Genomic DNA, 18,819 nt, shown 5'->3' with positions numbered 1-18,819 from the left:
GCACACCTAATGCCGCCCTGGAAGGGCGGGGCTTGAAACCCATTATTTTTGGTCACAGGACGGACTTCGATTAAAATTTCAAATTTTTTTGATAAAAAATTTTTGATAAACCACTGCAATCCAAGGGGACGCTCCCCGTAGGGACGTTACAGACAACGCCGCCACGGGGAGTTTGGCGATCGCGTGACAACGCTCGAGGGAGAGTCGCTCGAGGGAAAGTCGATCGAGGAGAGGCGAAACCATTGCCTTTCTCTCTCCTCGGTCTCGAAATCTCGATCGTTTAGACCGACAGGCGATCGCGGCTGACCGACGCCAGAGATTCGCTCAAGGCGCGAACGGCGGCGATGGCTTCGAGATCGCTTTCGAGGCGGTTCACTGCCGAACCGACACCGATTCCCGCCGCACCGGCCGCCACGGCCATCGGTGCCGTCACGCTAGACAGTCCGGAGGCGCAGAGGACGGGAACGGACAGGGCGCGAGAAATTTCAGCGGCTGCGGCCAGGGTCGGCGCCGCTTTTTCGATCAGTCCGAGGGTTCCGGCGTGGGCGGGTTGGCTGCTGGTGCCGCCTTCGGTTTGGATGATATCCGCCCCGGCTTCCACTAAGGCTTCGGCCAAACGTACCTGTTCGTCGAGTGCCAAAATGTGCGGAACCGTCACCGACAGGGTAATCTCAGGGAACAAGGTCCGAGTTTCTTGGGTCAGTTGCAGGACTTCGGGGGCTTCAAAGCGGCGTCCTTGGGCGTAAAAGGCATCGTAGTTTCCGATTTCGAGGAGGTCGGCACCGGCTTCCACGGCGGGAACGAATTTGTCCGGTTCCACGGCCGAAACGCAAACCGGAAGGTCGGTGATGGATTTGGCCAAGCGCACCAACTCGGCGTCGGCAGCGATATCGACGAAGGTCGCACCGCCGAGATGGGCGGCTTTCACCGTGCGGGCGACTCGATCGGCGTCGAAGTTGGTCAGTCCGCTGATGATTTTGAGGGCTTGTCCGCGATCGAAGGCTCGCTGTAGCGTTGCAAGCAAGGTCATAGGGTTTTCGTTCACAACTTACGAATTAACTTGACCTATTTTGACATCGAACGGGATGCGATCGGGCCGCAGCGGCAGAAACCGCCGAGCCAGTCCCCCTCCACTCCAGCGGCGAACTATTCCAACACACCACGCATATAATTGCGCCATAACTGGGCTGCATTGCCGCTGCTGGCGTAAGTTCGGCTGTTGTCGTCGTTGCCCAACCAAACCCCGGTAACGATCGACCGTTCGGGGACGTAGCCGATAAACCACAAATCGACGCCGTAATTGGTGGTTCCGGTTTTTCCCGCCTCTCCCAATCCTAAATAGGCGTTCGCCCCCGTACCGTTTTCGATAGCGCCGTGCAACATATCCGTCATCAACCGCGCCACCTCCGACGCAATTGCCTGACGTCCGGTCGGTTCGTCTTCAGCGTAATCGTAAATGATGCGACAGGTGCGAAAGTCCTCTCGATCGCGGCAATCGCTACTATCGAGAATGCGGCGGATGGCGTGGGCTTTGTTCCACTGTCCCTGGTTGGCCAAAATCCCGTAAGCCCCAGTCATCTCCAGCAAGTTCACCTCACTTTGTCCCAACACCAACCCCGGCACCGGATTGAGTTCCGACTCGATACCCATCAACTTCGCCCGGTTGGCCACAGCATCGAGTCCCACTTCCCGCGCCACGCGCAAGGCGACAGCGTTTTCCGACTGGGCGACAGCACGATACATATCGATATTGCCGCTACTGCGCTCGCAACCGCTGTATCCCTGACCCTGCCAAGTTAAGGGAGCGCAAGAAAACTGCGTGTAGGGCGAAATGCCCCGTTCGAGAGCTTCGATAAAGGCGAAGATTTTAAAGGTGGAACCGGGCTGTCTTTGAGCTTGGGTGGCGCGGTTGAATTGGCTGTCTTGATAGCTAACGCCCCCGGTCATGGCGATAATTTCGCCGTTACGGAAGTCTAGGGATACCAAAGCCCCCGTGGAAAAACCCAGTTGAGCGCCTTCGGTGCGGACGTACTGCTGCAAACTGTTTTCAGCTTGGGCTTGCATTTGGGGATCGAGTCCTGTTTCCACGATGAAGTTACCCTCGCGGGCGAGTTCTTCACCGAGCAACCGTTCGAGTTCCACGAAAACGTAATCGTAGAAATAAGGCGCGACAGTACTTTCGAGGATTTCCCGTGCTTTGGGGTTAATTTCGATGCGCGATCGCCGAGCGCGATCGGCTTCTTCTTGGGAGATCGTACCCAAAGCCCGCATGCGAGCGATGACGCGATCGCGGTACTGAACGGCTAAATCGTAGTTTTGGATGGGGTTGAAGCGGTTCGGGGCGGGCAGGATTCCCGCTAGGGTGGCCGCTTCGGAAAGGGTGAGGGCGTCGGCGGATTTGCCGAAGTAGAACTGAGCGGCGTCTTCAAACCCGTACAAGTCGATGCCGAGAAAGACTTGGTTGAGATAGGTCAACAGCAGTTTGTCTTTGCTGTAGAAGGTTTCGAGTTTGAGGGCGACTACCGCTTCTCGCAGTTTGCGACCGGCGGAATCGGCGGTTCCCACGTAGTCGCGATAGAGACTCCGGGCGAGTTGTTGGGTGAGGGTGCTGGCCCCTTCGCGGATTTCGCCCCCCCGCAGGTTGGTGACGGCCGCCCGGGCGACGCCGATGGGATCGATGCCTAAATGCCAGTAGAAGCGGCTGTCTTCGGAGGCGATGACGGCGTTGGGGAGGTAGGGGCCGAAATCGGAGAGTTGGGGATTTTCGGCGTGGCTGGTGCTGTAGGGTTCTCGTAAGGGTTGTTCGCCGTCGCGGGAGTAGACGACCACGGGGCCGGTGACGGAGCGGGGCAGAGGACGCACGGCAAATTTTTGCCATTCGGATAGAACCCACAGAGCGCCGACGGCACAGAGTCCGGTGAAGCTGTAGGCACTCCAGCGAAAGGCGCGGGCGTACCAAGGCGGCGGGTTGTGGAATTGGATTTTTACGGCGTCGGCCAGGTCGGGGGGGCCGAGGCTGAGGATATCGCCGTGTTGGAGGGGGAGTTTGCGAATGCGTCGCTTGCGGATGTAGACGCCGTTGGTGGAGTTTTCGTCCCGCAGGATGAAGCGATCGCGACGTTTTTGGCGCTCGCGAGTCAGGGAGAGGTGAGTTTTGCTGACGAGGGTGGTGGGAACGACGATATCGCACTGGGAAGAGCGCCCAAGGAGGTATCGATCGCCGAGTAACGGATACACTTGGGCTTTCGGGGCTTGGGATTGTTGAACCCACAGTTCGGGAACCCGAGCGTTGGGTTTGAGGGCCAGTTGCCCGAAGTTCACCTTCGCCTGAATTTTTCGCGCGACCTGCGTCACCGTTGAGAGGACGGTTCTCGGGGCTTGGGTCGGTGGCGGTTCGGTCTTGGGATGACGCGCTTGGGGATCGCGAGGGGGTTTGGGAGAAGTCACGATCGAGTTAGACGTGAATATGGACGGATCGGCACTATAAGCTACCCGGCGATCGATCGCCGTTCCTGAATTGTAGCCTTCGCGTCCGCGCGACCCGAGCTTATAGCCCCTCGTCTCGCCCTGACCGAGGGAGCGATCGAACTATCGCTATTCGGTGGACTCCCGCTCGAGCAATTTCTGCTCGAGGATGGCGAGTCGATCTTCGACCTGAGTCAGTCGATCGTGGGACGAGGGCAAGCCCAGATAAGCTCGCAGCGACTGGATGACTATATCGGATTTGGATTCTCCCGTTTCCTGCATTCGCGCGAGAATCGCTTCGTGGATATCTGGCGGAATTCTCACGCCCAAAAATGGATTTGGCATCGGATTATCTAGCTCACCGCCACGAAGGAGATGTTAACGATTTTTTGTGTATGTTTCCCGAAGTATTTATCGGGGAGAGGGCGATCGAACGGCAGCTCTGTCGATCGAAATCGCCAGAGACTGAACGCGATCGCCCCGTAGCGAACGCTTTCGGCGATCGGGGTGCGATGTCCGAAAGTTCGCTTTTAAAGGTTTTTTGTTTTTTTTTAAAGTGCGGGACAGGAGTGAAGTTGTTCTACCGTTATTTGGGGCGAGTTTTCCCCAAGAGGCGTTCGGCACTTTCGACACCGAACCAGCGGTTGAAAGCCTTTTTTCTGTCCCTGGCCTTTTGTTGCTTTGCCGTACAGAACCGTTTCTCGTGGTTTGAGAACGATATCGTCGGATTTTCAACCTTAAGGCTGTCGCCATTCTAGCACCCAAAAGATTGATTCCACGCTGAGTTTTTAACGATATTCTTGGGTATGCGATCTGCAAACATATATACTAATTAATGTTTTTTGTAAAGTTAAGATCCGTTATATTTTCTAATTTTTAACTCATAGTGAGAGTTTTTGCTCTCATTCTGTAAATCCCCAAAAACGGGGGTTAAAAAAATCAAAACCCTTATATAGCAATAATTTTAGACCATAAAATCCCGCTTCCACTTGACCGAATATCTTAACATAATATAACATTTTGAAAAAAATGTTATCAAAATTCAGCCCAAATGTTGACTCATCTGTGCGGGAATTCTAACTTTCGCCCCTTCGAGGGCAGCGATCGCACGCAGTGTTTCGAGAACGGAAGGGGTAAAGTTTTGAAACGAACCAAAGACAAAATTTTGGTAGTCGATGACGATGCAGCGATTCGCCAAATGCTCGAAGTACGCCTTTCCATGGCCGGCTACGACGTGGTGACGGCTGCCGACGGCGGTGCAGCGATCGCGCGATTCGAGGAGGAACAGCCCGACCTCATCGTCTTAGACGTGATGCTCCCACAACTAGACGGTTGCCAAGTCTGCCAGAAATTACGAGATCGATCGCAAGTCCCTGTCATCATGCTTTCGGCACTTGCGGAAATCAAAGACCGCATCGCCGGTCTCGAAGCTGGTGCTGACGATTACCTCGTCAAACCCTTCAGTCCCAGAGAACTCGAAGCCCGTATCGCAACGATACTGCGTCGCGTGCGAGACGCGCCCCCCAACCGCGCCACGCCCCCCGGAACCCTCGAAATCGGTTCCCTGCTTATCGATACCAACCGCCAACAGGTCTATAAAAACAGCCAGCGCGTTTGGCTGACTTACACGGAATTCAAACTCCTCGAACTGCTGTTCGAGCGGGCGGGAGAACCGGTTTCTCGCGCTGAGATTCTCGAGCAGTTGTGGGGCTATCCGCCGAATCGACAAGCGGATTTACGGGTCATCGACGTTTATGTGGCGCGACTGCGGGCCAAAATCGAAGACGATCCCAAAAATCCCGAACTCATTTTGACGGTTCGCGGCTTTGGCTACGTCGCGCAGCGGTTGACCTATCGCGAACCCATTTCGTTTTAAGTCTCATAAGAGGTGGTGATGGGGAGGATGTCAAAAGCGAACAGCGAACAGTCACGCACCGCTCATCCCCTCATCTCATCATCCGATCGTCCCATCACCGACGTTCTCGATCGCTCGGAGGCCGCAACGCCACGAGAATCAAGCAAATCATGCCGATGTTGATGGAAACGTCGGCGAGGTTGAATACGGGAAAGTCAATCCAGCGAAAATCCAGAAAATCGATCACTTCACCCCGGACGAATCGATCGATCCCGTTTCCTACGGCACCGCCGAGAATACAGCCGTAACCGATTTGCTCCCAGAGATTAATACGAGGTCCCCAGAGGGCGAGAGCCATCAAGGCCAGACTCACCAGCAACGACAGCCACTTCAACCATTCGCTTCCCGAAAACAAGCTGAACGCCGCCCCTGTATTGGTGACGTAAGTAAAGTGGAACACCCCAGAAACAATAGGAATCGATTGAAAGAGATCGAAGGTTTGCACGACCCAAATTTTCGTGAGTCGATCGGCGATCGTGCTGACAATCGCCACGATCCAAAATAAAGCGTTTTTATATCGTCGCTTGGACATTTAACGTTTTACCCGTCCGGGCAAGGGGTGAAGAATTTCGGGAAAACCGCTCCTCACTCTATCAAAAATTGGCGACGGGAGAAATAGCAAAACCCAATGCGGTTAAATAGGAATTGAGCCGAAGTTATCGAGCCGAACTTCCAATATCTAGAGATTATGAGAACTCACCTGACTGCCGCTTTCGTCGCCGCTGTGTCTCTCCTAGGGGTTTTCACAGTCAAAACGAAGACTTTGTCCGAAATTCCCGCCTCGAACGACGGACGACTGACGCGCAACGTCAACCGGACTGAGATGCTGGAAACTCACAATTATTGGCGCCAACAAGTGGGGGTTCCGCCCCTAACCTGGTCTTCCGAACTGGCGAGTTACGCTCAAGAGTGGGCAGATCGCCTTGCCGATCGCGGTTTTGAAATGCAGCATCGATCTCAGAGTCCTTACGGTGAAAATATCGCCTGGGCGAGTGGAAGAGATCTCAGCGCCACAGAAGTTGTCAATATGTGGGCTGAGGAACGTTCGGATTACAATTACGAGACCAATTCCTGTCGCGATGTTTGCGGTCACTACACACAAGTCGTATGGCGCGACACCCAAGAAGTCGGATGCGGAATGGCGACGAACGGCCGTGAAGAAATTTGGGTCTGCAATTACGATCCTCCAGGAAATTATATTGGAGAACGTCCTTATTGATAAGCGCCGAAAACTGCCTCGAGGCGAGGGCGGCTTTAGTCGGCGGTGTCTTCCTCATCGAGAGGCTTGAGTAATTCTACCGCATCGCGACCGTCCCAATTTTCCAGGTAAACTTTGACCTGTTCTTCTTTCGCCGTCGGTAAAACTTTACCCGTGAAATCCGGATGAATGGGAAGCTGTCGGTGTCCGCGATCGACTAAAACCGCCAGCGCGATCGCCTCGGGGCGACCGTATTCTTGTACGGCATTAAGGGCGGCGCGAATCGTGCGTCCGGTGTAAATGACGTCATCGACTAAGATCGCGATTTTATCGGTTAAATCGAAGGGAATATCGGTTTTTTCAGGAGTGCGCACCCCAATGCGATCGAGGTCGTCTCGGTAAAAGGTAATATCGAGAGCGCCGACGGGAACCGAGACGTTTTCCAGGGCTTCGATTTGGCTGGCTAACATTTTCGCCAGGGGAACCCCTCGAGTGTGAATGCCCAACAGAACCAATCGATCGGGCTGTCCTGACTTTTCCACCACTTGAGAGGCTATGCGGGTTAGGGTTCGACGGATTTCTTCAGCAGAAAGAATTTCAACGATTTTCATAACACGACTGGCCAGGAATCGAATTCGACTAAATGACAAAACTGGTCTGTTCTCCCTGCGCCGCCTGCCAACTGCGAGCGTCGTGGTAGAGATCTTCTAAAGAGATACTGTAAAGGGCTTCTTTGAGCTTTCGGTGGAGTTGGTTCCAGAGAACGAACGCCACCCAATCTTCGGCCCTTTGAGCGTCGGGAGTGTGACGGGGTAAGGGTTCTAGGGTTTCGCCAACGGCTTCGAGAATCTGTCCGAGGGAAATGCGATCGGGACTTCGAGCCAATTGATATCCCCCCTGAGCGCCGCGCACGGATTTGACTAATCCTGCTTGACGTAAGGCGATCAATAACTTTTCTAAATAAGGAGCGGGTAAGCCTTGCCGTTCGGCGATCGCTTTAACGGAAGTCGGTCGCTCGCGGGCGTTCGCACACAAATCTAAGAGAGCTTTGACGCTATAGTGGCCTCGGGTGGTTAACTTCATCGACCTGTCCTAATTTTTTGGGGTTCCCCACTCTACACGACCCGTTTGTTCGCCGATCGGGGAAGAATTTCAAGCGCGTTTGCACCTCGGCATCGCCCTCGAGGGTCGCCGGAGTCTCGAGACTCCTGAGAACGGCGATCGACGTTCGATCGCCCCCTCGCAAACATGGAGTTTCAATCGTCGAGGCATGTCGGGGGATTTGCCGTTGGCGGTTCAATAGAAGTTTGGGAAATTAGTTGATACGAAATTGAGAATTTTATTTCAATGAAACTTCAGTTAAGATACAATAGTATCGACAGGTTGTCTATCGTTTTAGAGAGAAGTTAATGAGTAACCCGAGTAAAGAACCGTTGACGGGTCAAGCTTTGCTAGAAAAAGTCAAAGAGCTAGGAAACCTCCCGAAAGAGGAAAAGGCTCGACAATGTGGCTACTACACCGTCACAAAAAACAACGTCGAACGAGTCAACATGATGAAGTTCCTCAACGCTCTGATCGACGCGGAGGGAATTCAGCTCGACAGCAAACAACCCTCGAACGGACGAGGGGGACGGAGTGCCAGCTATCGCATTAGCGTGCAGTCGAACGGAAACTTACTGATCGGCGCTGCCTACACCAAACAAATGGGTCTTCAACCCGGCGACGAATTCGAGATCTCTTTAGGTCGCAAACACATCCATTTGAAACAAGTCGGCGCAGAAGACGAAGAGTAAAGTCGGCGCGTCGGCCGCTCGATCGCCCGTCAAGTTTCGGCTATCCCACCCCTCGTCTGTCACCCGTTCGGTCTAGGTCGGATCGCGTTCGCTAGCAACACAACAGACGTTCGCCTGACTCGAACGCGCGTGAGAGTCAAAGAGGGCGAACGTCGTTTCAAAACGCCCAGAGAAGAGGGGAAGTCAGCTTAGGCTGAGAAGACAGTTGCGAACCTCAACTGCTAAGCTAAATGATGGTATTAAATTATCCAATACGGCCACAGGCGTTTTCGTCGCCAGGGCGGCAGTTGTCGTTCGAGAGTGCGATCGCACAGAAGGACAGGCTGACTTGCCCCGCAGACTTGCCACAAAGGTCGCGATCGAGGTTAGGCTAGTGAAAGAAACGAGGTCGTCCTTCAACAGCAGTCCTTCGGCTGCCGGCTCGAACCCTTCCCCGTCAGGATAAAAAAGCCGAGCTGTTCGCTGGCGAGAACAGCCGACGCATCGACCCGGCGAGCTGACGGAGCGAGAGCGCCCTATTCCGTCAGCGCGTTCGCAAAAACCCCAAACCCGAAATCCGACCTAACTTCCGAACCGCTATCGCCAATCGAAGCGAAAAACACCCATGTCTAGCATGCAAGACCAATTCACGGTTCATTTCTGGGGCGTTAGAGGTAGCATTGCCTGTCCTGGCTCCGAAACAGTTCGATACGGTGGAAACACACCTTGCGTGGAAATGCGCGTGGGGGGAAAGCGCCTCATCTTCGATGGGGGAACGGGACTGCGGGTGTTAGGCCAGCACTTGCTTTCAAAAATGCCCGTCGAAGCCTATATGTTCTTCACCCATTCCCATTGGGATCACATTCAAGGATTTCCCTTCTTCGTTCCCGCCTTCGTCAAAGGAAATAAATTTCGCATTTACGGAGCAGTCGCACCCAACGGCGCCACGATCGAACAGCGACTCAACGACCAAATGCTCCACCCGAACTTTCCGGTTCCCTTGCAGATTATGGGAGCGCAGCTCGAATTCAACGACCTCGAAATCGGTGAGACTATCGCCCTCGAGACCATTCGCGTCGAAACCGCCTTACTGAACCATCCCGGCGAAGCCGTCGGCTATCGTGTCAATTGGAACGGCCACGCCGTGGCCTACATTACCGACACCGAACACTATCGAGACCGACTCGACCCGAACGTCTTGCATCTAGCTCGCAACGCCGACGCCATCATCTACGACGCCACGTATACCGACGAAGAATATAATTCTCCCACGAGCAGTAAGAAAGGATGGGGACATTCGACGTGGCAAGAAGCGGTCAAAGTGGCCGAAGCCGCCAACGTCAAACAACTCGTCATTTTTCATCACGATCCCTTGCACAACGACGACTTTCTCGACGACGTAGGCGAAAAAGTCAAAGCCGCCTTTCCCAACAGCGTGATGGCTCGGGAGGGGATGACCCTGCAAATCGCCTCGCCTCTGGCGGTGTTGATGCCCGATTCCTCAGAAGATGCTAAAGTTTCCGTCTAGGAGCCGCGACTCCGTCGTCAGTTCCAGATTGCAAGCCTTATATATCCCGTCAAGCCTGTGTGGGTGACTTCTTCTTTAACCACAGTTCTCAAACCGGCAAAAGTCGCACTGGGGAATTTCGACGGCGTTCACCTCGGACACCAACAGGTGATTCGGGAAGTCTTGCACGACGCTACATCCGAGGCAGATTTCCTCACCTCGTCCTCGAAGGCTGCCGACCAGACCTCAAAGGCAGGCCGAGCCTATACCACCGTCGTGACCTTCAACCCGCATCCCCAAGAGTTTTTCAGCGGACGCAAGCGGTTGCTGCTGACGCCAGTGCGAGAAAAAGTGGAATATCTGAAAATCCTGGGGGTCGAACAAGTCGTCTTGTTGCCGTTCGATCGCGAGTTGGTGAGTTTGACCCCCCAAGCCTTCGTCGAAACAATTTTAGTGCGTCACCTCGAAGCTAAGCACGTCAGCGTCGGCGAAAACTTCCGCTTCGGATGCAACCGTTCCGGAAGCGTCGTAGACTTGCAGGAATTAGCTGCCGGATACGGAATCAGCAGCAGTATCGTGCGCCTGCGCCGTTTAGAAGACGATCGCATCAGCAGCAGTATCATCCGTCACGCCTTGGAACTGGGGAATCTCGCCCAAGCCAACCGACTCTTAGGGCGTCCCTACCGCCTCATCGGAACAGTGGTGAAAGGGCAACAACTCGGGCGTCAGTTGGGCTTCCCGACGGCGAATCTCAAACTGCCGGACGATAAATTTTTACCCCGTTGGGGCGTGTACAGCACTTGGGTCGAACTCGGAGACGGCGAGGCGATGGTTCCCGGCGTGATGAACCTAGGCTGTCGTCCCACCGTCGCCGGCGATCGCCCCACGGTAGAAGTTCACCTTCTCGATTGGCAGGGCGACTTATACGATCGCCCCTTAACCTTGCATTTAATCGGTTTTTTGCGTCCCGAACATCAATTCGATTCGATCGCGACCCTCAAAGGACAAATTCAACAAGACTGTCAAGCGGCCAGAGAACAACTGGCCCGAAAACCGCTGTTAAAGTCCACAGCCAGCGGCGAGCCGCCCACGGTCAAACGGGGAGAATGAAACGTGAGAATGCCAACATCTCCCAAATCTGACCCGAGATGGATGCTGTGGCTGGATAACTTAGCGATCGCCGCCTGGGGAGTTTTAATCCTAAAATATTGGCTCAACGGGAAACTGAGAATTCTCATTCACCCAGCCTATAGTTGGCTGTGCGTAGCCGCCGCGATCGTGTTTCTCTTCGTGTCCGGCTGGAAAAGCCTGCAACTGTGGAAACACCGTCGCCTCCCCGACGTTCCCCAACAACACATCAGCCTGTTTCCCCCCGGTTGGAGTTCCGTCTTACTGTTGCTGGCGGCCTTAGCCGGATTGGTGGTGACGCCCCGTCCCTTTACCAGCCAAGTCGCCCTCGAACGCGGCGTCACCGACGCCCTAGCCATTACCCGAATCGAACCCCAGAGTTTCCGAGCCAACCTCAACCCCGAAGAGCGATCGATTATCGACTGGACGCGCACCTTGAGCGTGTATCCCGAACCGGACGCTTATCAAGGAGATCCCGTCGATGTCGTGGGTTTCGTCATTCACGCTCCCGACCTTCCCCAAAATTACTTCATCGTGGCGCGATTTACCATCACCTGCTGCGCCGCCGACGCCTATCCCGTCGGTTTACCCGTCCGTCTGAGGGACGAAAGCCGCCAAACCTACCCTCCCGATACGTGGGTGCGCGTGCGCGGTGAAATCCTCTCAGAAGTCTTACAAGACCGACGACAGGTCGCGATCGCCGCCGAGGCGATCGAACCCGTTCCCGAACCTGAAAATCCCTACAGCTATTGAGACTTGATAATTGACAATATCTCCCCCTCTCCCCGTCTCCCCCCTTTCCCCGTCTCCCCCTCTCCCCGGCTCTCCGTTCAAGTCCCAAACAGCGGCGCGGTTTCAGGTAGAATAACTTGGATCGACTAAAATCCATAAACCCTGTTCACAGCCCGTTGCAATGGCAGAAACCTTATTTTTCAACGCCTTAAGAGAAGCCATCGACGAAGAAATGGCGCGAGACGAGACCGTCTTCGTCCTCGGAGAGGATGTCGGTCACTACGGCGGCTCTTATAAAGTCACCAAAGACCTTTATCAAAAATACGGCGAACTTCGCCTGCTGGACACGCCCATCGCCGAGAACAGTTTCACCGGAATGGCTGTAGGTGCGGCGATTACGGGGTTGCGCCCCATTATCGAAGGTATGAACATGGGGTTTCTGCTCCTAGCCTTCAACCAAATCGCCAATAACGCCGGGATGTTGCGCTACACCTCCGGCGGAAACTTCAAAATTCCCATGGTCATTCGCGGTCCTGGCGGTGTCGGACGCCAACTCGGTGCCGAACACTCCCAACGGCTCGAAGCGTACTTCCAAGCCGTACCGGGGTTGAAAATCGTCGCCTGTTCGACGCCGTACAACGCCAAAGGCTTGCTCAAAGCCGCCATTCGCGACAACAACCCGGTATTGTTTTTCGAGCATGTCTTGCTCTACAACCTCAAAGAAAACTTACCCGAGGACGAGTACGTCGTTCCCCTCGATCGAGCCGAAGTGGTTCGAGAAGGGAAAGACGTTACGATTTTGACCTACTCGCGGATGCGCCACCACTGCACGCAAGCGGCGAAAACTTTAGAAAAAGAAGGGTTCGATCCCGAAATTATCGATTTGATTTCCCTCAAACCCTACGATCTCGAGACCATCGGAAATTCGATCCGCAAAACCCACCGGGTTATCGTCGTCGAAGAATGTATGAAAACTGGCGGTGTCGGTGCCGAACTGATCGCCACCATCAACGACCATTTCTTCGACGAACTGGACGCTCCCGTGGTTCGTTTGTCTTCCCAAGATATTCCGACGCCCTATAACGGAACCCTCGAACGGCTGACGATCGTGCAACCGCATCAAATCGTCGAAGCGGTTCGGGACATGGTGGCGTTGAAAGTGTAGCGGTATCGTTTCTGAAACTGTCGAAGTAGGTTCTCCTCCCAGTCGTCATGCGAAAACAGCAGTCTCTACTCGTTCTCATCGCCGTCTTACTTCTGGCTGCGATCGTAATCTTGGTTCAAGTTCCGATTCGCCTGGGGTTAGACCTCAAAGGCGGGTCGCAGCTTACGATTCAAGTCCAACCGACCGAAGAAGTCCCCACGATTACGTCCCGCGAGATGGAGGCGGTGTTGGTGGTTGTTCGCAATCGCGTTGACGGACTGGGGGTGAGCGAACCTCAAGTGCAAACGGTCGGACAAGACCGGATTTCGGTGCAGCTTCCAGGGGTGAACGATCCCGAACAAGCCGAACGAGTGCTGGGAGGAACAGCGCAACTGGAATTTCGCGAGGAAACGAAAAATCCCGAAATTCAAGTGCAGTTACGAGTCCGTCAGGAAGAGTTACTGGAACTGGTACAGAAGCAAGAACAGCTCGAAGCGGGGGGAAGTCCAGAACAGCAGCAGGAGATTCGAGAGGCGATCGCTGCCAAAGAGCAGGCGATTCAGGAACTCAACGATCGCCTGTACGAAAAGGTGGGGTTGACGGGTAAAAACCTCGAGGACGCCAACGTGGCTTCAACCCCCATCGATGGTATTTGGAGCGTCACCATCGATTTCGATCGCGAAGGAGGCGACAAATTTGCCGAACTGACGAAACGGATTGCTGGCACCGGCCGGCGATTGGGAATTTTCCTCGACGGCGAATTGATTAGCGCCCCCGGCGTCGGCGCCGAATACGCCGAAACGGGAATTACCGGAGGAGGGGCCCGCATCGACGGACAGTTTACCCTCGAGCGAGCCAACACCTTGGCCACTCAGCTTCGAGCTGGGGCGTTACCCGTTCCCATCGAAATCGTAGAAAACCGCACCGTCGGCGCGACTCTGGGTCAAGATAGCATTCGCAGTAGTATCTACGCCGGTCTGGGCGGGTTACTCTTAGTGTTGGCGTTTATGGTGGTCTACTACCGCCTACCGGGTATCATCGCCGATCTGTCTCTCGCGATTTACGCCCTGTTGACTCTAGGCTGTTATGCGTTGCTGGGGGTGACGCTGACGTTACCGGGAATTGCCGGGTTTATTCTCAGTATCGGCATGGCGGTCGATGCCAACGTCTTGATTTTCGAGCGGACGCGGGAGGAACTGCGATCGGGTAAAACCTTGTATCGCTCGGTCGAATCGGGATTTTACCGAGCGTTTTCCAGTATTTTGGATAGTAACGTGACGACGCTGATCGCCTGTTTGGCGCTGTTCTGGTTCGGTGCGGGGTTGGTGAAAGGCTTTGCGGTGACCCTGGCCATCGGCGTTGGCGTGAGTATGTTTACGGCAATTACCTGTAGCCGCACGTTAATGTTTTACGTGCTGACGCTTCCCGACCTCAAAAAACCGGAACTGTTCTGTCCGAATTTGGCGAACAACTAACGTCCGGCAAACCCCGGTTGGTTTTGAAGTGAGGGGAGTTCGGGACAACATGGCCAGTCCGAAGCCGCCAACCGACCCGACTTCCGGTTTGAGTACCGACAATCCCTCGAACTCCGAACCGTTCCCCGTTCCCTGTTCCCTGTTCCCCGTCTGAGTAAAGATGAAACTGAGCGTTACTCAACAACGAAATGTTTGGTGGTCGCTGTCGATCGCCCTGGCCGCCATCGGAGCGATCTCGATGGCCTTGTCGTTCGGGCAGTTTGGGGCGCCAATTCCCCTAGGCTTGGACTTTGCTGGGGGGACGCGCTTGCAGTTAGAGCGGGACTGTTCGGTTCCCAACAACTGCGACGCGCCGATGGACGTTTCGGTGGCGCGAGACGTGATGATGTCCCAAGGATTGGGGAATAACGTTCAGGTCATCGGCGAAGACCAACAGGGGTTGTTGGTGCGGACGGGAGATCTCGGAGTCGAAAAGCGATCGCGCTTGCAAGATGCTTTAGAAGCCGAACTCGGCAAATTCGACCCGGAACAGCTACAAATCGATACGGTGGGGCCGACCATCGGACGGCGCTTGTTGCGGGCGGGGTTGGCGTCGCTGCTGGCGGCCAGCGTCGGGATCGTCTTGTATTTGAGTCTTCGCTTCCAACTCGATTACGCGGTGTTTGCCATCGTGGCCCTGTTTCACGATGTTTGGATTACCGCCGGAATCTTTTCGCTGTTGGGGCTGGTCTCGAATTTCGAGGCGGACAGTTTGTTCGTCGTGGCGCTCTTGACAATTATCGGTTTTTCTGTTAACGATACCGTGGTAATCTACGATCGCGTCCGCGAAATTCTCAAACTGCATCCTGAGTGGAAAATTAACGAGGTCGTGGACGAAGCGGTCAACCAAACCTTGACGCGATCGATCAACACGACGGCGACGACGTTGTTACCCTTGGTGGCGATTTTCGCGTTCGGGGGCGAAACGCTGAAATATTTTGCTCTGGCGCTCATCGTCGGCTTTACCTTGGGGGCGTACTCGAGTATTTTTATCGCCAGTGCGGGGCTGGCTCTGTGGCGATCGTCTCGTCCCCAAGTCGTCGAAACCGTTCCCGCGTCCGATCCAACGACTTCGGAAACAGCGGCTTCGGAAGAAAAGCCGTAATCGGCGGTCCGAGCGATCGTCGCCAACGGTTTCGCCGAACCCTTCGGTTCGCCTCTCCTTCGTCTCGACGGCGACGCTATGCACGACGAATCGACTCCCCCGGACTTCAAAGAGCAACTCCAACGGCTGCACCGTTTGACCGCGATCGCCCGTTGGATCGTTGTCGTTTTACTGTGGTCGACCGTTGGGGTGTGGAGCCTGTGGCGGTTGCGTCACGAGATTTCCCTTTGGATGGAGTATTTTACCTGGGTAGCAGTTTGGTATGGCTTCCGTCATCGCATCTGGGCGGCCGTAGGATTAGGACTTTGTACCGGAAACACCCTGGCCGTTCTCGTCTGGCAAAGCCGCAACCTGCTTTGGGGATTGCCCGCAAGCGAACGCCGACGTTTAGAGCGACAACTGTACCGAATTTACAGTACCGGCCCGTCCCATCCGCTATGGAACTGGGTGATGGGTTCTGCCTCGAAGTTGCCCTAGAAACCTGCCTTCAAGACAGAGTCGCTTCACCACCCCCCAAGCCTTCGGCTATGGGCGTAGCACTGGGACGGATCTTGGTAGACCGTGCCTCGGCCAGTCGTCTCGAGCGATAAACCTCTACAATAAACAAACAAACGTTGTATTCTAGCTTGCAATCCCCTGTCTCGGCAGTCTCGAGCTGACGTGAGATTCAAGGGTGAATTTTAGCAGGTGAATTGCAATTTCCTTAACAGGGACGATCCCTTGTCGTTCTCGTTTGCGATCGCGCCTTCAACTGCGCGAACTCCTTCCTCGATCGCCGTCCCCGACAGCTCGTCGGTATACCTCTGGCTTCGCCTCGATCGTTTTCCATCTACCGCTGCGGCGGTCGATGGCTCTAGGAAAGCTCGATCGTCCTTTTCGATGCCTTCGATATGCCTGTTGTTATCGAGGGTTGAGGTATGGCGTATTCAGGATAGTTTCAGTCTTTGAAGCTTGTGCCTATGTTCGGTCCGACTTCCTTTCGTCGTATTTTGCTATCGCGCATTTTATTGCTCAGCGTTCCGGTGTTGGCGATCGGACAGTACGTGACCTATCGTAAAGCTCGTTCTAGCTTGCTCGAAACTGCCCGCCAAAATTTAACCGAAAGTGCGATTCGCAAAGGTAACAGTATTTTCGAGAGCGTCAACGCTTTGAAACTCAGCGTCAGTGCGGCCAGCGAAGCCGAAGCCATTAAATCGGGGTCTGAGAGGGACGCGAATTTATTTTTAGAGCGGTTGGTTCGATCTTTACCTTCGACCGTGCGTTGCGTCGAAGTGACAGACCTACAGACCGGACAGCCCCTCGTCAGTACCTGCGATCGCTCCATTTTCGATGGCGCCGCCTTAGAGTTTTGGTCGTCTCCAGGGATTCCATCGCAGTCGAACAACCATAACGTCTACGTCAGCGCCCGCATCCCCAACACCACGGCCGCCGAGGGCGACGCCAGTGACGATCCTGAAGGAAAAACCTATCTTACCTTTAGCGCTCCCGTTTATACCGGGGCTTTCGGTCAAACTGAAGTTCTTCGCTACGCCCTCACTTTGCGATCGGTCTTGTCTCAGCCGAACGAACCGACAAACCGACCGGGGTCTCTGACGGGTTCGACGGTAGTCCTCGATTCTAACGGCGTTATTTTAGAACATCCCATTGCCTCCAAAGTCGGTTCGAACGTAGATACGATGGCGAACAGCCAACGCTGGCGGAGCCTCATCGAAAGCGCCCTCGCCGGAAATCAAGATTTCCAGCATCTGTTCGCGTTCGAGTCGGATAGCGTGGAACTGCTGGCGGGCTACACGGCGATGCCGTCTCCTCTGACGGCAGAATCGGGCGATCGCTGGGTGGTGCTGGCCGTCACGCGCCTTGACGACGCCCTCGCCGGTCTCGAACCCATCCGTCAAGTCATGTTCAATCTCGTTTTGGGCTTGCTGGCGGCTAACCTCATCGCCACCTTGTATCTGGCACGGGATTTAGCTCGTCCCGTCGAACAACTGGGCGAATACGCTCGGAATGTCGAATGCAATACCGCCTCGGAACCGATTCCCGATCGCTTTTTCATTCACGAATTCAATCAACTGGCCACAGCCTTAAACCGCACCATCGAAAGGTTGAAGTCCTGGGCCCAGGAACTAGAAGCCGCTTGGAAAGAAGCCAAAACCGCCAATCAGCTCAAAAGCGAATTTCTCACGACCATTTCTCACGAGTTGCGAACGCCCCTCAACGGCATTATCGGCAGCGTTCGTTTGGTGCGGGACGGCTTTTGCGACAGCCAAGAGGAAGAACGAGAATTTTTACAGCGGGCTGACGACGCTGCCGTTCACCTGCTCGGTATTATCAACGATATTTTAGATATTTCTAAAATCGAGGCGGGAACCCTGACGGTCGCCGTGGAAACCGTGGATTTGCACGCACTGCTCCGAGAAGCCATCAATTTGCACGCCGCTGCTATCCGCGAAAAAGGGTTAGAGTTGGATTTAGGCGGGATTGCGGACGACGAAAGCCCCCTGTGGGTGCGGGCGGATGCGGGAAAACTGACGCAAGTGTGTCTCAATGCTTTGGGCAACGCCGTCAAATTTACTGATACCGGAAAAATCTCGATTTCAACCCGCGTCGAAGCCGAGGCGCGAGATTCCCAAGAGTATTGCGACAAACGAGCCATCGTTGAAATTCACGATACGGGTATCGGTGTCGATCCTTGCGATTTTGAAAAACTCTTTCAACCGTTCGTGACCATCGACGGCTCGAGAACCCGACGATTTGGCGGTACGGGGTTGGGATTGGCGATTTCTCGGAACTTGATGGACATGATGAACGGTTCGATTTCCCTGTACAGTGAAGGAATCGGACGGGGGGCAACGGTGACTCTGACGATACCGTTAGCCCAGCGATCGCCCTCGGTTTCCACGGCAGAGGCGAGCGATCGCGCCAACTGTTAGCGACGCTGCCACAGCAAGCAGAGGGTTAAGGCCAACAGTTGAACCCAGAGGGGCGCCAAACACAACGCGACGACGAAACAGACGAAGGCAACGGTGCCTGAGAGAACCGATTCGATTTCTTCGTCAGCCCCGGCACTGAGAATTGCAGCGATCGAGCCGAGAGCGAAGGGAACGACAGATGCAGATAACATGGGAACGTCTCCTCGGGAGCAATCGATGGAGTCGCAGGACTCGCCAGTACATTCTTTCGATGCTTTTATTCAACGATGGTTTCGGGCGATCGATCGCGTCGGAGGTTCCACAACCTCATCTGTCAAGGCGCACAACAGACGGTTGGGCGATCGGTTGGCAATTCGGTTTTTCCTTCCTCTCCCCGCTCTGTATCCCCACAGGGCGACTTTATAATATA

Annotated in this window: 19 protein-coding genes; 11 read left to right on the top strand and 8 right to left on the bottom strand. The window is 54.7% G+C overall.

Translation table 11 applies throughout. From position 1 onward, the window contains the following. Window positions 1-78 precede the first annotated feature (78 nt). The 4 genes from ACP5D4_RS09705 to ACP5D4_RS09690 form a co-directional block, all read right to left on the bottom strand. Complete coding sequence (locus ACP5D4_RS09705) at window positions 79-243, bottom strand: hypothetical protein (RefSeq protein WP_428011423.1); 165 nt, start codon at window positions 241-243, stop codon at window positions 79-81. Between the two features lie 37 nt (window positions 244-280). Further along, complete coding sequence (locus tag ACP5D4_RS09700; protein WP_428011422.1) at window positions 281-1,030, bottom strand: DUF561 domain-containing protein; 750 nt, start codon at window positions 1,028-1,030, stop codon at window positions 281-283. A 116-nt stretch (window positions 1,031-1,146) separates the two neighbouring features. Continuing rightward, window positions 1,147-3,447 carry a transglycosylase domain-containing protein gene (locus tag ACP5D4_RS09695; protein WP_428011421.1) on the bottom strand — a complete coding sequence of 767 codons (2,301 nt, stop codon included), beginning with the start codon at window positions 3,445-3,447 and terminating at the stop codon, window positions 1,147-1,149. 147 nt (window positions 3,448-3,594) lie between these two features. Then, window positions 3,595-3,810, bottom strand: a complete 216-nt coding sequence (locus ACP5D4_RS09690) for a YlcI/YnfO family protein (RefSeq protein ID WP_428011420.1) — start codon at window positions 3,808-3,810, stop codon at window positions 3,595-3,597. A 796-nt stretch (window positions 3,811-4,606) separates the two neighbouring features. Here ACP5D4_RS09690 and rpaB point away from each other — a divergent pair. After that, a complete protein-coding gene (gene rpaB / locus ACP5D4_RS09685) occupies window positions 4,607-5,341 on the top strand; it encodes a response regulator transcription factor RpaB (RefSeq protein ID WP_428011426.1) in 735 nt (244 codons plus the stop codon). Between the two features lie 94 nt (window positions 5,342-5,435). Here the strand turns inward: rpaB and lspA are convergent, their stop codons facing one another. Further along, window positions 5,436-5,912, bottom strand: coding sequence for a signal peptidase II (gene lspA / locus ACP5D4_RS09680; RefSeq protein WP_428011419.1), 477 nt, complete (start codon window positions 5,910-5,912; stop codon window positions 5,436-5,438). 231 nt (window positions 5,913-6,143) lie between these two features. Between lspA and ACP5D4_RS09675 the strand changes: the two genes are divergently transcribed. Then, window positions 6,144-6,599 carry a pathogenesis-related family 1 protein gene (locus ACP5D4_RS09675; RefSeq protein ID WP_428011418.1) on the top strand — a complete coding sequence of 152 codons (456 nt, stop codon included), beginning with the start codon at window positions 6,144-6,146 and terminating at the stop codon, window positions 6,597-6,599. Between the two features lie 35 nt (window positions 6,600-6,634). Here ACP5D4_RS09675 and pyrR read toward each other — a convergent pair whose 3' ends face one another. Both pyrR and ACP5D4_RS09665 read right to left on the bottom strand, forming a co-directional pair. Next, window positions 6,635-7,189 (bottom strand): bifunctional pyr operon transcriptional regulator/uracil phosphoribosyltransferase PyrR, encoded by a 555-nt coding sequence (gene pyrR / locus ACP5D4_RS09670; protein WP_428011417.1) that lies wholly within the window; start codon window positions 7,187-7,189, stop codon window positions 6,635-6,637. Between the two features lie 28 nt (window positions 7,190-7,217). Continuing rightward, window positions 7,218-7,661, bottom strand: coding sequence for an Rrf2 family transcriptional regulator (locus tag ACP5D4_RS09665; protein WP_428011416.1), 444 nt, complete (start codon window positions 7,659-7,661; stop codon window positions 7,218-7,220). A 326-nt stretch (window positions 7,662-7,987) separates the two neighbouring features. Between ACP5D4_RS09665 and ACP5D4_RS09660 the strand changes: the two genes are divergently transcribed. The 9 genes from ACP5D4_RS09660 (at window position 7,988) to ACP5D4_RS09620 (ending at window position 18,410) form a co-directional block, all read left to right on the top strand. Continuing rightward, a complete protein-coding gene (locus ACP5D4_RS09660; protein WP_428011415.1) occupies window positions 7,988-8,371 on the top strand; it encodes an AbrB family transcriptional regulator in 384 nt (127 codons plus the stop codon). Between the two features lie 604 nt (window positions 8,372-8,975). Then, window positions 8,976-9,878, top strand: a complete 903-nt coding sequence (locus ACP5D4_RS09655) for an MBL fold metallo-hydrolase (RefSeq protein ID WP_428011414.1) — start codon at window positions 8,976-8,978, stop codon at window positions 9,876-9,878. Window positions 9,879-9,935: 57 nt separating this feature from the next. Further along, window positions 9,936-10,967 (top strand): bifunctional riboflavin kinase/FAD synthetase, encoded by a 1,032-nt coding sequence (locus ACP5D4_RS09650; RefSeq protein WP_428011413.1) that lies wholly within the window; start codon window positions 9,936-9,938, stop codon window positions 10,965-10,967. A 9-nt stretch (window positions 10,968-10,976) separates the two neighbouring features. Then, window positions 10,977-11,738, top strand: a complete 762-nt coding sequence (locus ACP5D4_RS09645) for a TIGR03943 family putative permease subunit (protein ID WP_428011412.1) — start codon at window positions 10,977-10,979, stop codon at window positions 11,736-11,738. A 160-nt stretch (window positions 11,739-11,898) separates the two neighbouring features. After that, the gene (locus tag ACP5D4_RS09640; protein WP_428011411.1) at window positions 11,899-12,882 is read left to right on the top strand and encodes an alpha-ketoacid dehydrogenase subunit beta; all 984 of its coding nucleotides are present in this window, start codon (window positions 11,899-11,901) and stop codon (window positions 12,880-12,882) included. Between the two features lie 47 nt (window positions 12,883-12,929). Then, a complete protein-coding gene (gene secD / locus ACP5D4_RS09635; RefSeq protein ID WP_428011410.1) occupies window positions 12,930-14,336 on the top strand; it encodes a protein translocase subunit SecD in 1,407 nt (468 codons plus the stop codon). A 160-nt stretch (window positions 14,337-14,496) separates the two neighbouring features. Then, window positions 14,497-15,480: a protein translocase subunit SecF gene (gene secF / locus ACP5D4_RS09630; RefSeq protein WP_428011409.1), complete on the top strand. Its 984-nt coding sequence runs from the start codon at window positions 14,497-14,499 to the stop codon at window positions 15,478-15,480. Between the two features lie 78 nt (window positions 15,481-15,558). Then, the gene (locus tag ACP5D4_RS09625) at window positions 15,559-15,957 is read left to right on the top strand and encodes a hypothetical protein (protein ID WP_428011408.1); all 399 of its coding nucleotides are present in this window, start codon (window positions 15,559-15,561) and stop codon (window positions 15,955-15,957) included. A gap of 482 nt (window positions 15,958-16,439) precedes the next feature. After that, window positions 16,440-18,410 carry an ATP-binding protein gene (locus ACP5D4_RS09620; RefSeq protein ID WP_428011425.1) on the top strand — a complete coding sequence of 657 codons (1,971 nt, stop codon included), beginning with the start codon at window positions 16,440-16,442 and terminating at the stop codon, window positions 18,408-18,410. Here the strand turns inward: ACP5D4_RS09620 and ACP5D4_RS09615 are convergent. Next, window positions 18,407-18,601, bottom strand: coding sequence for a hypothetical protein (locus ACP5D4_RS09615; RefSeq protein WP_428011407.1), 195 nt, complete (start codon window positions 18,599-18,601; stop codon window positions 18,407-18,409). The two genes, ACP5D4_RS09620 and ACP5D4_RS09615, sit on opposite strands and share 4 nt — an antisense overlap. Window positions 18,602-18,819 lie beyond the last annotated feature (218 nt).

It is taken from the genome of Baaleninema sp., assembly GCF_049974805.1.
Classification (GTDB): Bacteria; Cyanobacteriota; Cyanobacteriia; order Cyanobacteriales; family Geitlerinemataceae; genus Baaleninema.
Note: the sequence above shows the minus strand (reverse complement) of the source record. Positions and strands in the feature narration are given on the sequence as shown.